Raw genomic sequence first — 13,234 nt, forward strand, 5'->3', positions numbered from 1 at the left:
CGTGGTCGGGGGTCAGTCGCGCGGGGGCTCACCATCGGCGGCGTGTGCACCCACCGCCATGCCGGCCCCCATGCCCATGCCGCCGCCCATCGCGCCCATGCCACCACCGCCAACCTTGCCGCCCTTTGCGTCGTCCTTCCCGCCCTTGCCAGCGCCGCCCGCAGGCCGCGTGGGGCCCTGCTGCGGAATGGCCAGGTCGGACGGGATCGGCGCCAGGTCCAGCGCGTGGCGGATGAAGTCACGCAGCGACACCACCAGCTCATGGGTATGCACCGGGCGGCCCTGGGCCAGCTCGATGGCGGCCCGGGCGGCCAGCCGCACCTGCTCGTCGGTGCCCAGCAGCAGGATGTCCGAAAGTGCGGCCTCCACTGCGTCGCGGATGCGGCGGGCACGATCGGAACTTTCGCTAGGGGCGTCACTGCCCTCCTGCAGCGCGCGCAGCTGGCGCAGGTGGGTGGGATTGACGTCGAGGTCGCCGGTGAACGAGCCACCCAGCGTCTTGTAGGCGGCGATCAGCGTGCGCAGGCGCTCGTTGATCTGGCGGTTCTCGCGCTCGCGGCGCTGCTGCATGGTCTGCATCACCAGCAGGCGGATGCCCACGCCCACCAGGGTGATGACGATGAGACCGGCCATGGTCGTCAGCACCGCCTGCCACGAACTGAAATCCAGACCCCGCATGCATCACCGTCGCGCTCCAAGCCGGCGCCCAATCTGGCGCGGCGACGGCAGCAGCGCAAGCGCGGGCGCGTGAACCCCGCGCCGCGGATGAATACGTCCGCAGGAACAGCGGCGTTATCGTGCGCCGCGACGGCCCGGAACCAGGAGCGCATGATGATCGCCAGGAACACCATCTGCCTGTGGTACGACAACGCGGCGCTGGAAGCGGCGGAGTTCTACGCCAGCATCTTTCCCGACAGCCACGTCGATGCGGTGATGCGCGCGCCGGCGGATTTTCCGTCCGGCAGGAAAGGCGACGTGCTGACCGTGCAGTTCACCGTGCTGGGCATTCCCTGCATCGGCCTCAATGGCGGGCCGGCGTTCCCGCAGACCGAGGCGTTCTCCTTCCAGGTGGCCACCGAGGACCAGGCCGAGACCGACCGCTTCTGGGAGGCGATCGTCGGCAATGGCGGGCGCGAGAGCGCCTGCGGCTGGTGCAAGGACCGCTGGGGTGTGAACTGGCAGATCACCCCGCGTGTGCTCAGCGAGGCTCTCGCCGTTGCCGACCCGGACGTGGCGCGGCGTGCGTTCGAGGCGATGATGACGATGACGAAGATCGACGTCGCCGCGATCGAGGCCGCGCGGCGCGGCTGACGGAAACAACGATGCCGGGCATGTGCCCGGCATCAGTCTTGCTGCACCGATGGCTCAGCGCAGGTCGACGTTGGCCTGGTGGCCGGCGTAATCCTTCTTCGGATCCACGCCCAGCATCAGCTTGATGCCGGCCAGCAGGTTGTTCTCGTTCTCCCAGATCTCGGCGTGGTCGGCGTCCATGCGCAGCAGCACAAGCTTGGGATCGTCCTTGCCGTCGAACCACGCGGCGATGAAGGGGTTCCACAGGCGGTCGATCACCTCGCGGCGGTTGTCCACGTGCAGCTGGCCGGAAATGCTGGCGAACAGGTCATGGCCCTTGGAAGAGAACGAGGCGATCACCGGGCGGCCGCTGTCGGCCATGTCCACCAGCGCGTTCGGCTTGCCGGCGAAGAACCACAGCGGGCCGTGGCCATCCTCGACAATTGCGGTCATCGGCCGGGTGTAGCCGCCTTCGGCGCCGTCGATGCCGAGCATCACGGTGCGATCCGACTCCAGTGCTTTCCAAAGTTTGGCTTCAAGTTCCTTGGGCGTGGGCATTGCGGGCTCCGCTTGGAAAAGAGGACATCCACCCTGCCGTCGCATGCGTTCAACAGCGGTGACAAACCCGCGTGATCCGCTCACCCGGCCACCACGATCCCGGCTGATTCCTCAACCGCCCAAGCGCGGCCTGGCCGCATGGCCCGTGTTCGCGCAGCCACGACAGTACGCCCGCCTCCATGCCCTTGAACTTGGGCGCATCGGCCAGGGGCGCGACCAGCAGGCGCGTGGGTTGGTACTGGCGCTTGAGCGCGTGGTACAGGCGCGAGTGGTTGCGCGTGGTGGTGCACAGGGAGGCACCCTCGCCCAGCCGCACCATGTCCTGTTCGGCCCGCTGCGACAGGTCCGCGTCTGGCTCCAGCATCACCACGTAGAGCGTTTCGTCAGCCATGGGCCCAGCTTGTCATCGGCCCGTGCCGGTCCGCGTGAATCGCCGCTCCGCGGCTCCCGGCCGGCGGCTTCGTCACGGCGTCTTGCCGGCGCGGCATTACCGTTGCCGTTGGCGCCAGCCGGCCGCCGCCCCTCCCGCGAATACCCACGAGAACCGCCATGGGCCAACTCATCATCGAGCAGATCATCAGTGTCGATGGCTATGCCGCGGACGAGCACGGCGGCATCGATTTCTTCGCCGACGCCAGCTGCCTGACCGAAGCCGATGAAGACCAGCTCGGCCAGCTGCGCGACGTGGCGGCGATCGTGCTTGGCCGCGTCACCTTCGGCATGTTCGCCGGCTACTGGCCCGACGCCGATCCGGCCATCGAACCAATAGCGCCGGTGCTCAACTCCCTTCCCAAGTACATGGTTTCCAACACGCTGGAGAGCGCACCGTGGGGCGGTGACGGGACGCAGACCGGGATCCTGCGCGGCGATGGCGTGGACGCCGTGCGGGCGCTGCGCAGCACGGTGGAAGGCGATGTCATCGTCTGGGGCAGCCTCACCCTGACCGACGCCCTGCTGCGCGCCGGCGAAGTGGACGTGCTGCGCCTGCGCATCGTGCCGGTGCTGATTGGCCGCGGGCGCCGCTTCGCCCCGGCCGATATCGCCACCACCCCATTGCAGCTGTTCTCGGCGCAGACCTACACCGGGGGCCTGGTGGTGCTGGAGTACGACTGCGGCACGGTCTAGCTGTGATCTCTCAGTAGGTTGTTCATCCGGGGTGATCCCGGAAGACTGGAGGTGCGAATCAGCCACCCCTCCAGGAGCCCCGGATGAACCTGCATAAACATGCCCGTCTTACGCCTCGCGGTCGAGCCTTGCTTGTGGAGCGAGTGATCAACCATGGTCTGCGGGTCGAGGAGGCAGCGCATGCCGCGGGCGTGAGCGTCAGAACCGCTTACAAGTGGCTGCGCCGCTTTCGCGAGGAAGGCTGGGCAGGCCTGGATGACCGGTCATCGCGCCCGCACCGCTGTCCGCATGCCACCCCACCATCGGTGGCCGCCGAGGTGACCGCGCTGCGCCGTCAACGCCAGACCTACCGCCAGATCGCATTGGCCCTGCCGGTCGGCCTGAGCACCATTGCCCGACTGATGCGCCGTGCCGGGCTGCACCGGTTGGCCGAGCTGGATCCTGCGCCCCCGGACAATCGCTACGAGTATCACCAGGCCGGGGACCTGCTGCATCTTGATATCAAGATGCTGGGTCGCTTCTGGCGCCCTGGCCATCGGGTCACGGGCGATCGCCAGGGCGCCTCCGATGGCGCAGGCTGGGAGTTCGTCCACCTCGCCATCGACGATCACTCACGAGTCGCCTTCGGCACCATCGAAGGTGATGAGCGCGGATCCAGCGCCTGCCGCGCACTGCTTCAAGCCCTGCGCTACTACCGCGGCCTGGGCGTCACCTTCACCCGGGTGATGACCGACAACGGTGCCTGCTACAAGTCCCGGCGCTTCCGCCGGCTCCTGCGCCGCTTGGGCCTGCGCCATCTGCGCACGCGACCCTACACCCCGCGTACCAACGGCAAGGCCGAACGCCTGGTCCAGACCGCTTTGCGCGAATGGGCCTATGCCCGCTCCTACGACAGCTCGGAGCAGCGTCGGCACGCTCTTCCTCGCTGGCTGCACCAGTACAACTGGCACCGGCCGCACGCCAGCCTTGGCTACCAACCCCCGATCAGCCGCATCCAGCTTCCACTGAACAACGTCCTGGGTTTACACATCTAGCCGGCGACCAGCCAGTGGGTTGCTGGGTCAGCAGCCCATCGGCGGCTGGAACGCCTGCGTACTCACCTCGACCCAGCGGCCCTGACGCAATACCTCGATCCGCACACGCACCGTGCTGATGCCGACCACCAGTGGCGAACTGCCACCTTCGCCCGGATCGCGCCGGATGACCTGCAGCCAGCGCGCGGCGTCCAGGGACGACTGCGCGCGTACCGCGGCTTCCAGCTCCTGCCGGGTGTAGGGCGGGAAGCAGTCGTGGTCCCCGGCATCCGGGGTCGGCAGTTCGAAGGCATGCGGGCCCAGCGCCACGGCGGTCTTCCACTCCGAGGTGCAGTGCTTCCAGTCGACCAGGTCCAGGTGCGCGCCGTCATCGCTGATGGCCAGGCTGGTTTCGTACTGCACGCGCACCCGCCAGCCCCCGTCCACCTGCGTGGGCTTCAGCTGCAACGTCACGCCCCAGGGCTCGTCGCCCAGTTCCAACGGCACCTCAAGCGTGCGCGGGACCGGGCCTTCGCTGCTCCAGCCGGAGAAGCGTGATTCGGCCGGCAACAGGCGCACTTCCAGCAGTTCCTGGGCCGATGCCGCGGCCACCCCTGCATACAGCAGGAAGGCGAGAAGGCACTGCCATGCGCGTGCGGCCGGACCTGCCGTCGTGTTGCTGGCAGCCATCCCCTGCCCCGCTCCCCGTGGAGTGCCAATGCTAACCGCGGCGTGATCCAGCGTTGCCCACCGCTTGCGTACCCTTGGGCCGCCCGGTTGCCGCACCCCCGCACCGGTCCACTTCACCTACAGACGAGACGCCACCATGACGCCGCTGGACAAGGAACTGCGCCGCGAACTGGTCATCGGCCAGGACACCTACACCCTCACCATCAGCCCCGACGGGCTCAAGCTGGTGCCCAAGGGCAAACGCAAGGGGCTGGAACTGGCGTGGACCGACCTAGTCAGCGGCAATGCCGCGCTGGCCACCGCGCTGCAGGCCTCGCTGGAGCGCTGAGCGGAACCACTGCGCCTCAGCGCTCGACGCAGGCATGCAGGCTCTGTCCGATCACCTGCCCATCCTCCAGCAGGTAGAACGCGGGCGTATCGCGTCGGCGGACCGCATCAGAACCCGCACCGGTCACCGAAGGCCAGGGCCAGCGCTGCGTCATCGCCGGCCAGTGCACCGCGCATCCGCATCGCGTCCAGTGGCCGCACCAGCCAGCGCACGTCCCAGGCCAGCAGACGCCGGTCGTTGTGGGCCACGGCCAGGAAGAACCGCCCGTCCGGCGCCTTGCAGTACCAGAACGATTCGGCCTCGCGGGCACCGCCCAGCAGCCACCACGGATGCCTGCGAGGGCTGCGCTGCACCACGGTGACCTGCGCCCCGGTCAGCGGCTGCCCGGCCAGCGGCCCCTCGACAGCTACCGGGAACGGCAGCGCGGCGAAGCTGCGTTCCTGCACCGTGCCCAGGTCCCACGATGGATTCACCACACCCAGTGCAGCCAGCAGCCGTGCCAGCAGCACAGCGATGGCCACCGCACCGACCGTCCACGCAACCCACGCCATCAACACGTCCCACATTCCCTGATCCCCCGTGATCCCGCACCCATCCCGGTGCACCGCCTAGAATCACCGCAGCCACCGATCTCGGGATGCAAGTCGATGGGGATGTTCTCCTGGACCGAACGGTCCTCCAGTGCGTTGCGCGATGGCGGGGTGATCGGGCCGGATGAGCGCCTGCCCTGGGGCCAGACCGGGCTGATGGGCGTGCAGCACGTCATCGCCATGTTCGGCTCCACCGTGCTGGCCCCGATCCTGATGGGCTTCGATCCCAACCTGGCAGTGCTGATGAGCGGCATCGGCACGCTGATCTTCTTCCTGATCACCGGCGGCAAGGTGCCCAGCTACCTCGGCTCTTCGTTCGCCTTCATCGGCGTGGTCAACGTTGCCACCGGCTACGTGGCCAGCCAGGGCGCCAACGCCAACATCGGCCTTGCGCTGGGTGGGATCATCGCCTGCGGCCTGGTCTACGCACTGGTCGGCGTGCTGGTGCATGTCATCGGCACCGGCTGGATCGAGCGGCTGATGCCGCCGGTGGTGACCGGTGCGGTGGTCGCGGTGATCGGCCTCAACCTGGCCTCCATTCCGATCAGGAACATGGCCGCCAGCAACTTCGACGCGTGGATGCAGGCGGTCACCTTCCTCTCGGTGGCGCTGGTGGCAGTGTTCACCCGCGGCATGCTGCAGCGGCTGCTGATCCTGGTCGGGCTGATCCTGGCCAGCCTCATCTACGTGGTGCTGACCAACGGGCTGGGACTGGGCACGCCGGTGGACGTCAGCGGAATGGCAGCCGCGCCGTGGTTCGGCCTGCCCACGCTGCACGCGCCGATGTTCAACAGCCGTGCGATGCTGCTGATCGTGCCGGTGGTGATCATCCTGGTGGCCGAGAACCTGGGCCACATCAAGGCGGTGACGGCGATGACCGGCCGCAACCTGGACCGCTACATGGGCCGTGCCTTCATCGGCGACGGCGTGGCGACGATGGTCTCCGGCGCGGCCGGCGGCACCGGCGTGACCACCTATGCCGAGAACATCGGCGTCATGGCCGCCACCCGCATCTTCTCCACTGCGGTGTTCGTCTGCGCGGCAGTGATCGCGGTGCTGCTGGGCTTCTCGCCCAAGTTCGGCGCGCTGATCCAGGCCATCCCGCTGCCGGTGATGGGCGGCGTGTCGATCGTGGTCTTCGGCCTGATCGCCATTGCCGGCGCCAAGATCTGGGTCGACAACCGCGTGGACTTCTCCGACATCCGCAACCTGATCGTCGCGGCCATCACCCTGATCCTGGGCACCGGCGAGTTCACCCTGAAGGTCGGCGAGTTCGCACTCGGCGGCATTGGCACCGCGACCTTCGGTGCCATCGGCCTGTACGCGTTGCTGTCGCGGGGCAAAAGGACCTGACAGCAGCCGCACGGTTGCGGAAAACCCGGACCCGGCACACAACGTGCCGGCCACTGGCCGCTAAGGTAGGGCCGTTCCCGACGAGGACACGTCCATGCGGTCTTTCCGGATTCTTGCTGCCGCGCTTTCCCTGTTCGCGCTTGTACCTGCACTCGCTGCCGAGCCCGTGGCCTCCAGCCGCGAGCAGGCCGTCGGCGTGATCCGCGAGCTTCGCCGCATCGTCGCGCCCGAAGGCGTGGAGCGTTACGAGTACGTGCCGGTGGGCGGCATCCAGCAGTTCGTCAGCATCCGCGGCCAGGACCGCGCCAACCCGGTGCTGCTGGTCGTGCACGGCGGACCGGGTTTCCCGACCTCCGGCATTGCCTGGTGGGCCACGCGCGGGCTGGAGGAATATTTCACCGTCGTGCACTGGGACCAGCGCGCCGCCGGCAAGACCCATCTGGCCAACGATCCGGCCAAGGTCGCCGCGACCATGAAGCCGGAGCGCTTCGTCGACGACACCGAGGAACTGGTGGCCTGGCTGCGCCGCGAGTTCGCCCAGGACAAGGTATTCCTGCTGGGCACGTCGTGGGGCAGCTACGTGGGACTGAAGTTCGCGCAGCGCCGGCCCGAATGGCTGCATGCCTACATCGGCATGGGCCAGGCCATCGACAGCCCGGAGAGCGAGCGCCGCGGCTATGCCTACGCACTCGAGCACGCACGTCGCACCGGCAACCGCGAGGCCATCGCCGAACTGGAGTCCATCGCCCCGTATGCGCAGGACGGCGAGCCGATCCCGCTGGAGAAGATCGCGCTGGAGCGCAAATGGTCCGACCGCTTCGGTGGCGTGATGGCCTATCGCCAAGGCCAGGTCGACGGCATCGCCGTGCGACTGTCGCCCGAATACAGCGACGACGAAGCCAGGCGAGCCTACGACGGCAACGGCTGGTCACAGGACTTCCTGCTCAGCGACGTGCTCGGCGTGCAGATGGCCGGGGAAACACGCCTGGGCTGCCCGCTGATCGTGCTTGCCGGCCGCCACGACCGCAGCGTCAATTCGCAGGTCGCACGCGAATGGTTCGACCGCGTGCAGGCACCGTCCAAGCACTTCGAATGGTTCGAGAACTCCGCGCACGAGATCCTCGCTGAGGAACCGGGCAAGCTGCTGCTGACCCTGGTGCAGCACGCGCGGCCGTTGGCGGTGGGCAAGTAGCCCGCGGCAAGCAGCCGGAGGACCGATGAACGCACCACATTCGCGCCTGCATCGGGAACTGGGCCTTGCCGGCGCAGTGCTGCTGGGGCTCGGGGCGATGGTCGGCACCGGCGTGTTCGTCAGCATCGGCATCGCCGCCGGCCACGCGGGCGCGTCGGTCGTCTTCGCCATCGTCCTCGCCGCCGCCCTGGCCGCCTGCAACGCACTCTCCAGCGCCCAGCTGGCCGCCAGCCATCCGGTGAGCGGAGGCACCTACGAATACGGCTACCGTTACCTGAGCCCGTGGATGGGCTTCACCGCCGGCTGGATGTTCCTGTGCGCAAAGAGCGCATCGGCCGCCGCTGCCGCCCTCGGCTTTGCGGGCTACCTGCTGGCCTTCATCGGCGATGGCGTGCATTCGCCGACGCCACTGGCGTTATTCGCCATCGTGCTGCTGACCGTGTTCGTGCTTGGTGGCCTGCGCCACACCAGCCGGATCAACGCGGCCATCGTCTCGACCAGCGTGCTGGCGCTGGCCGTCTTCGTCGTCGTTGGCCTGTCGACGCTGGGCTCGCGTGGCGCCAATCCGCAGGGTTTGGCTCTTGCGGGTACGCAGGGCACCGAGGCGCGTGGTTTCCTTTACGCCACCGCGCTGATGTTCGTCGCGTTCACCGGATACGGACGCATCGCCACGCTGGGTGAGGAAGTCCGCGACCCCAGACGGACCATTCCGCGCGCCATCATTGCCACGGTCGCGATCGCGACCCTGTTGTACGTGCTGGTCGCGGTGGTGATCGTTGGTGCCGGCGGCAATGACATGTCCGCCAACGGCAGGGACATCACGCCCCTCGATTCGGTTGCCGTGCGACTGGGTGCTCCGTGGCTGCCGGCGGTGGTATCCATCGGTGCGATCAGCGCCATGCTCGGGGTACTGCTCAACCTGGTACTTGGGCTGTCACGCGTCGTCCTGGCGATGGGACGACGCGGCGACCTGCCCCCTGCATTCGCCCGACTGCATGGCCGCGCCCGCGTCCCCGTCGCCGCGGTGATCGGCGTTGCCTTGGCAATCGCCGCGCTGGCGCTCACCGGCAGCGTGGAAACCACCTGGGCATTCAGTGCCTTCACCGTGCTCGTCTACTACGTGATCACCAACCTGGCGGCGTTGCGCTTGCCCGTGGCGGACCGACTCTATCCACGCGTGTTCGCGGTGGCCGGCCTGCTGGCCTGCGTGTTCCTCGCGTTCCAGCTGCCGGTCGCGATCTGGACCAGTGGCCTGGCCCTGATCGGCATTGGACTGGCGTGGCATTGGATAGCGATGCGGCGGGTGGCGCAATAGTTGCCGCTGCGCAGTCACGGCCTGCCACTCTCCAATGGTCGTCCCCCCCCGTCTCTGCACAACCCACTACCAACTGCGCAGTGGGAAAGCCAACCGAAGGGGAAAAAAAGGGACCAGAGCATGCTCCGGTCCCTTCTTCCTTTTCCCGGCGTCAACCATTCGGGATATCCCGGTGGCTACCCGCTCAAATCACCCGACCAACCGGATCGGTTTCGAGCTTTGGCTGCTCCGGACAGGCGTCGGGCAGGCTGTCGCGGGTGATCACCTGCTTCGGCAGCGGGGCGCGCTCGACCTGGAAGGTCACCGGGTGCACGAACACGCAATCGACCTGTTGGCCATCCACCCACATCCGCGTCAACGGCACATTGAAGCTGGCGCGGGTCGGCTCTTCGAACATCTTTGTCCATTTCTCTGCCAGCCGCTGAGGGCTGTTCGGCACCAGGTTGGCCTCCACCCTCTGGACATCAGTGGGATACCCGTCCGGCCCGCGGCGGAAGGTGTAGACAAGGCGCGCACTGACTCCGGCCAGAAAGGCCTCGCGTGGGTAGCGCGGGACACCCCAGCCCGTGGGCGGTACGAGCTCGACCTTCTTGATGCGGAACACCACCCCGCCTTCCGGCAGGTTTTCCATGGCCAGGGCGACGCGGTGGCGTACATCGTAGGCCGCCGGCTTTCCCTGGAAGCTGACCGGCGTGTGCCGCCAGGTGGCCGCCTGCCTGCGCATCGCCGCCCGCAGCCAGTCCGGCAACCCCGCGTCCAGCTCGATGTCACCGGTACTTCCATCCGGCAGCACCTGCATCGACACGACCAACTGCAGATCGCTGGCAGGTGCTTCCTTGCAATGGCCCACGGCAGATACCGCCAGCAGGCCCGCCATCACGCGCGACTCGACAAAACGACGCATCCCTTCTCACCGGTTGTCCCTGATCATCCATGCGATGCGCATGGAGCATGCCCCCATTCCCGCTACCGGCCAGCCGGCAGCAGGAACGCCGACTTTACCCGACGCTCAATCCCCGGTGGGCCAGGACGGCAACGACACGCCGCGCGCCTGCATCACCCCGTCGCGGACGATGCGGTACGCATCGGCGATGCGCACGCCGCGCAGGCAGTACACCTTTCCGCGGGAAACGCGGTACGTGTCCGGTGCGTCCCGGGCCGCGTCGCGCATCAGCTCGCGCTCGAACTCGGGCAGATCGCGCAGCCGCGCCCACGGCTCGGGGAATGTCATCGGCTCGGCCGCGGCGAGCAGGGTCCCGCTTTGCGCTTCGTACTTCTGGTCGCCGCAGGCTGCCCACTCGCCGGACGCAGTGCGCTGCACCGGGATGGCCTGGTACTTGTGCAGCCAGTTGCCGTTCCGCGTGTCAGTGCCGACAAAGAGCAGCGCGTGGCGGAAGCGGGCAAAGCGCGGGAAGCCGTAATGGTCAGCCACCGTGAATTGGACCTCTTCGTCGGCGACGCCGCCGATGACCGACTGCACGACACGGTAGGTGGCGCGGAACAACGAATCAAGGCTGATGCAGGAAAGCTCGCCCGTGCGCTTTGCCTCCGCCGCACAGTGATCGGGAATCGGCTCGACGAAGATCCGCTCGGCCACGAACACGCGGGTCGTCGGCTCAGCTTCGGCCGCCACGGCTGGCTCGGCTGGATTTGCAAACGCCGAGGCGAACATCAAGCCGGCCATCGCGGATGAAGCAAGGCAACGGTTCATTCGCACCTACTCCTTCCGTTGAATGGATCAGAGCGGCACTCCGCCCCGACCGGTCACGAGTGCGTTTGTCAGCCCTTCAACCGGGCGGCAATTTCTTCTGCATGCTTCTGATGCAGACCGCCCGTCGTACCCCACGCAGTGCTGTTCGTCGATTCCACCTCAAAAGCGGTCAATGAAGCGCCGGAGGCCTCGAGAACACGTACGTGGCTCACGATCTTGTCCCTGCCGGCCATGATGCCGACGAGTGCCCGGGCCGCACCATGACGCATGTAGTAGTGGGTCAGCGTGATCTCGATCCTGCCCGATGCCGCGCCGTTATTGACCCAGCCTTCGGTCTGCAACTTGTTCTGGATCACGCGCTTCAACTCGGCAATGCCTTCTGCGTTATCGCCGCCGCGGTTGGTGAACTGGTATTCGAACGACCGGCCATGCAGGCCAGAGTGGGACTGCTGCACGCGACTCGTCGTTGAGCAGGCGGAAAGAAAGACAAGCACCAACAACAGCGCAATACGTGTGATCACGGCCATTCCCCCTTGGTTGGAGCACCGATTATGCCCGCTGTTGCCGCTACACCATCAACTGGTCGATCTTCACGTCGCCGAAGGCAAGCCGCGGTGCTTCGGTCGCCTATCGAGGCATCGCGCATACACTCGAGGAGGAACCGGTGCTCGGCGCCACCGCGCCCAAGGTGTGTTCCGCTTACCCGGGCTGCGTGGCGGCTTCGAAGACGGCGCGTTGCGCAGCGAAGGCGCGCTGGTAGGCGGGCGCGCTTCGCCGCGGGCCATGTAGCCGAGCAGGTTGGGATGGGCATCGAGCAGGCCGGACCCACGCAGGCGACGTCCTCCCATCTTTGAGTAGCAGGTCGATTTGGAGTCCAAACCCCAACGAGACGGAGATTGGACGTGAAGAAGCGCTTTTCCGAAGAGCAGATCATCGGCTTCCTGCGTGAAGCCGAAGCTGGCCTACCGGTCAAGGAGCTGTGCCGCAGGCACGGCTTTAGCGAGGCCTCCTACTACCTGTGGCGCAGCAAGTTTGGCGGCATGAGCGTGCCAGAGGCCAAGCGGCTCAAGGAGCTGGAGTCCGAGAACACGCGGTTGAAGAAGCTGCTGGCCGAGCAGCTGTTCGAGAACGACGTCATCAAGGACGCCCTGCGAAAAAAGTGGTGACCGCACCGGTGCGCAGGACGCTGGTGCGGCATCTGGTGGATCGGGGACTGAGTGAGCGACGGGCGCTGGCCATGGTACGGATGAGCGCCAGCGCGCTGCGCTACGTCCCGCGTCCGGATGGCAACGTCGAGCTGCGCGAGCGGATCCTGGCGCTGGCGCAGCGACACAAGCGCTATGGCGTCGGGATGATCTATCTGAAGCTGCGGCAGGAGCAGTGGCCGGTGAACTACAAGCGGGTGGAACGGCTGTATCAGGAGGCCAGGTTGCAAGTGCGCCGGCGCAAGCGGAAGAAGGTGCTGCTGGGCGAGCGCCAACCGTTGCTGCGGCCGGAAGCCGCCAACCAGGTCTGGTCGATGGACTTCGTGTTCGACCGCACCGCCGAGGGGCGTGTGCTCAAGGCGTTGACCATCGTCGACGATGCCACGCACGAGGCGGTGGCGATCGAGGTGGAGCGGGCCATCTCCGGCCACGGCGTGGCCCGGGTGCTGGATCGGCTGGCGCTGACCCGCGGCCTGCCGCAGGTGATCCGCACCGACAACGGCAAGGAGTTCTGCGGCAAGACTATGGTGACGTGGGCCCACGAGCGCGGTGTGCAGTTGCGCCTGATCCAGCCAGGCAAGCCGAACCAGAACGCCTACATCGAGAGCTTCAACGGCCGCCTACGGGACGAATGCCTCAACGAGCACTGGTTCCCGACGCTGCTGCACGCCCGCACCGAGATCGAAACCTGGCGCCGGGAGTACAACGAGGAACGACCGAAGAAGACCTTGGGCGGTCTGACGCCGGCCGCTTATGCCGAACAGTTGGCGGCCAAAGCCGCTACGATGAAACCCGGACTCTAAAGAGCCCCGCTACTGAAAGCGGGGGGACGTCGCCTCGGTGCCAACCCTGATCTGCTCCCTG

16 protein-coding genes are annotated in these 13,234 nt (G+C 67.1%); 8 read left to right on the forward strand and 8 right to left on the reverse strand.

Going from position 1 to position 13,234, the window contains the following annotated elements:
- Positions 1–12 precede the first annotated feature (12 nt).
- On the reverse strand, positions 13–678 hold the full coding sequence (locus tag LG380_RS11380) for a hypothetical protein (RefSeq protein ID WP_225765234.1): 666 nt from the start codon (positions 676–678) through the stop codon (positions 13–15).
- Between the two features lie 153 nt (positions 679–831).
- On the opposite strand from LG380_RS11380, the gene LG380_RS11385 reads away from it, so the two are divergent.
- Positions 832–1,311: a VOC family protein gene (locus LG380_RS11385; protein ID WP_225765235.1), complete on the forward strand. Its 480-nt coding sequence runs from the start codon at positions 832–834 to the stop codon at positions 1,309–1,311.
- Positions 1,312–1,365: 54 nt separating this feature from the next.
- Here LG380_RS11385 and LG380_RS11390 read toward each other — a convergent pair whose 3' ends face one another.
- Positions 1,366–1,848 carry a pyridoxamine 5'-phosphate oxidase family protein gene (locus tag LG380_RS11390; protein ID WP_225765236.1) on the reverse strand — a complete coding sequence of 161 codons (483 nt, stop codon included), beginning with the start codon at positions 1,846–1,848 and terminating at the stop codon, positions 1,366–1,368.
- A gap of 49 nt (positions 1,849–1,897) precedes the next feature.
- On the reverse strand, positions 1,898–2,239 hold the full coding sequence (locus LG380_RS11395) for a hypothetical protein (protein WP_225765237.1): 342 nt from the start codon (positions 2,237–2,239) through the stop codon (positions 1,898–1,900).
- Positions 2,240–2,397: 158 nt separating this feature from the next.
- Here LG380_RS11395 and LG380_RS11400 point away from each other — a divergent pair, with 158 nt between their 5' ends.
- A complete protein-coding gene (locus tag LG380_RS11400; RefSeq protein ID WP_225765238.1) occupies positions 2,398–2,973 on the forward strand; it encodes a dihydrofolate reductase family protein in 576 nt (191 codons plus the stop codon).
- 83 nt (positions 2,974–3,056) lie between these two features.
- Positions 3,057–4,007 carry an IS481 family transposase gene (locus LG380_RS11405; protein WP_225765239.1) on the forward strand — a complete coding sequence of 317 codons (951 nt, stop codon included), beginning with the start codon at positions 3,057–3,059 and terminating at the stop codon, positions 4,005–4,007.
- 27 nt (positions 4,008–4,034) lie between these two features.
- Here LG380_RS11405 and LG380_RS11410 read toward each other — a convergent pair whose 3' ends face one another.
- Positions 4,035–4,676, reverse strand: a complete 642-nt coding sequence (locus LG380_RS11410; protein WP_225765240.1) for a hypothetical protein — start codon at positions 4,674–4,676, stop codon at positions 4,035–4,037.
- 136 nt (positions 4,677–4,812) lie between these two features.
- Here LG380_RS11410 and LG380_RS11415 point away from each other — a divergent pair, with 136 nt between their 5' ends.
- On the forward strand, positions 4,813–5,004 hold the full coding sequence (locus LG380_RS11415) for a hypothetical protein (protein WP_225765241.1): 192 nt from the start codon (positions 4,813–4,815) through the stop codon (positions 5,002–5,004).
- 107 nt (positions 5,005–5,111) lie between these two features.
- On the opposite strand, the gene LG380_RS11420 is transcribed toward LG380_RS11415, so the two are convergent.
- The gene (locus LG380_RS11420) at positions 5,112–5,570 is read right to left on the reverse strand and encodes a hypothetical protein (protein WP_225765242.1); all 459 of its coding nucleotides are present in this window, start codon (positions 5,568–5,570) and stop codon (positions 5,112–5,114) included.
- Between the two features lie 87 nt (positions 5,571–5,657).
- Between LG380_RS11420 and LG380_RS11425 the strand changes: the two genes are divergently transcribed.
- The 3 genes from LG380_RS11425 (at position 5,658) to LG380_RS11435 (ending at position 9,454) form a co-directional block, all read left to right on the forward strand.
- A complete protein-coding gene (locus LG380_RS11425) occupies positions 5,658–6,947 on the forward strand; it encodes a solute carrier family 23 protein (protein ID WP_343237798.1) in 1,290 nt (429 codons plus the stop codon).
- A 94-nt stretch (positions 6,948–7,041) separates the two neighbouring features.
- Positions 7,042–8,139, forward strand: a complete 1,098-nt coding sequence (locus LG380_RS11430; RefSeq protein WP_225765244.1) for an alpha/beta hydrolase — start codon at positions 7,042–7,044, stop codon at positions 8,137–8,139.
- A gap of 25 nt (positions 8,140–8,164) precedes the next feature.
- Positions 8,165–9,454 carry an APC family permease gene (locus LG380_RS11435; protein WP_225765245.1) on the forward strand — a complete coding sequence of 430 codons (1,290 nt, stop codon included), beginning with the start codon at positions 8,165–8,167 and terminating at the stop codon, positions 9,452–9,454.
- Between the two features lie 184 nt (positions 9,455–9,638).
- On the opposite strand, the gene LG380_RS11440 is transcribed toward LG380_RS11435, so the two are convergent.
- From LG380_RS11440 to LG380_RS11450, 3 genes are all read right to left on the reverse strand, one after another.
- A complete protein-coding gene (locus LG380_RS11440; RefSeq protein WP_225765247.1) occupies positions 9,639–10,358 on the reverse strand; it encodes a hypothetical protein in 720 nt (239 codons plus the stop codon).
- Positions 10,359–10,463: 105 nt separating this feature from the next.
- Positions 10,464–11,165, reverse strand: a complete 702-nt coding sequence (locus tag LG380_RS11445) for a hypothetical protein (protein WP_225765249.1) — start codon at positions 11,163–11,165, stop codon at positions 10,464–10,466.
- Between the two features lie 68 nt (positions 11,166–11,233).
- Positions 11,234–11,692 (reverse strand): DUF4410 domain-containing protein, encoded by a 459-nt coding sequence (locus tag LG380_RS11450; RefSeq protein ID WP_225765251.1) that lies wholly within the window; start codon positions 11,690–11,692, stop codon positions 11,234–11,236.
- Positions 11,693–12,067: 375 nt separating this feature from the next.
- On the opposite strand from LG380_RS11450, the gene LG380_RS11455 reads away from it, so the two are divergent.
- Positions 12,068–13,173, forward strand: a protein-coding gene (locus LG380_RS11455; protein ID WP_225765014.1) for an IS3 family transposase whose coding sequence is annotated in 2 segments (ribosomal slippage) — positions 12,068–12,326 and positions 12,326–13,173 — 1,107 coding nt in all. Because the reading frame shifts where the segments join, the coding sequence is not laid out codon by codon here.
- Positions 13,174–13,234 lie beyond the last annotated feature (61 nt).

It is taken from the genome of Stenotrophomonas sp. Marseille-Q4652 (assembly GCF_916618915.1).
GTDB lineage: Bacteria > Pseudomonadota > Gammaproteobacteria > Xanthomonadales > Xanthomonadaceae > Stenotrophomonas.

Excerpts from the sequence above, each read along its gene's own strand:
- LG380_RS11380 (WP_225765234.1), bottom strand. The coding sequence starts at position 678 with ATGCGGGGTCTGGATTTCAGTTCGTGGCAGGCGGTGCTGACGACCATG.
- LG380_RS11385 (WP_225765235.1), top strand. The coding sequence starts at position 832 with ATGATCGCCAGGAACACCATCTGCCTGTGGTACGACAACGCGGCGCTG.
- LG380_RS11390 (WP_225765236.1), bottom strand. The coding sequence starts at position 1,848 with ATGCCCACGCCCAAGGAACTTGAAGCCAAACTTTGGAAAGCACTGGAG.
- LG380_RS11395 (WP_225765237.1), bottom strand. The coding sequence starts at position 2,239 with ATGGCTGACGAAACGCTCTACGTGGTGATGCTGGAGCCAGACGCGGAC.
- LG380_RS11400 (WP_225765238.1), top strand. The coding sequence starts at position 2,398 with ATGGGCCAACTCATCATCGAGCAGATCATCAGTGTCGATGGCTATGCC.
- LG380_RS11405 (WP_225765239.1), top strand. The coding sequence starts at position 3,057 with ATGAACCTGCATAAACATGCCCGTCTTACGCCTCGCGGTCGAGCCTTG.
- LG380_RS11410 (WP_225765240.1), bottom strand. The coding sequence starts at position 4,676 with ATGGCTGCCAGCAACACGACGGCAGGTCCGGCCGCACGCGCATGGCAG.
- LG380_RS11415 (WP_225765241.1), top strand. The coding sequence starts at position 4,813 with ATGACGCCGCTGGACAAGGAACTGCGCCGCGAACTGGTCATCGGCCAG.
- LG380_RS11420 (WP_225765242.1), bottom strand. The coding sequence starts at position 5,570 with ATGTGGGACGTGTTGATGGCGTGGGTTGCGTGGACGGTCGGTGCGGTG.
- LG380_RS11425 (WP_343237798.1), top strand. The coding sequence starts at position 5,658 with ATGTTCTCCTGGACCGAACGGTCCTCCAGTGCGTTGCGCGATGGCGGG.
- LG380_RS11430 (WP_225765244.1), top strand. The coding sequence starts at position 7,042 with ATGCGGTCTTTCCGGATTCTTGCTGCCGCGCTTTCCCTGTTCGCGCTT.
- LG380_RS11435 (WP_225765245.1), top strand. The coding sequence starts at position 8,165 with ATGAACGCACCACATTCGCGCCTGCATCGGGAACTGGGCCTTGCCGGC.
- LG380_RS11440 (WP_225765247.1), bottom strand. The coding sequence starts at position 10,358 with ATGCGTCGTTTTGTCGAGTCGCGCGTGATGGCGGGCCTGCTGGCGGTA.
- LG380_RS11445 (WP_225765249.1), bottom strand. The coding sequence starts at position 11,165 with ATGAACCGTTGCCTTGCTTCATCCGCGATGGCCGGCTTGATGTTCGCC.
- LG380_RS11450 (WP_225765251.1), bottom strand. The coding sequence starts at position 11,692 with ATGGCCGTGATCACACGTATTGCGCTGTTGTTGGTGCTTGTCTTTCTT.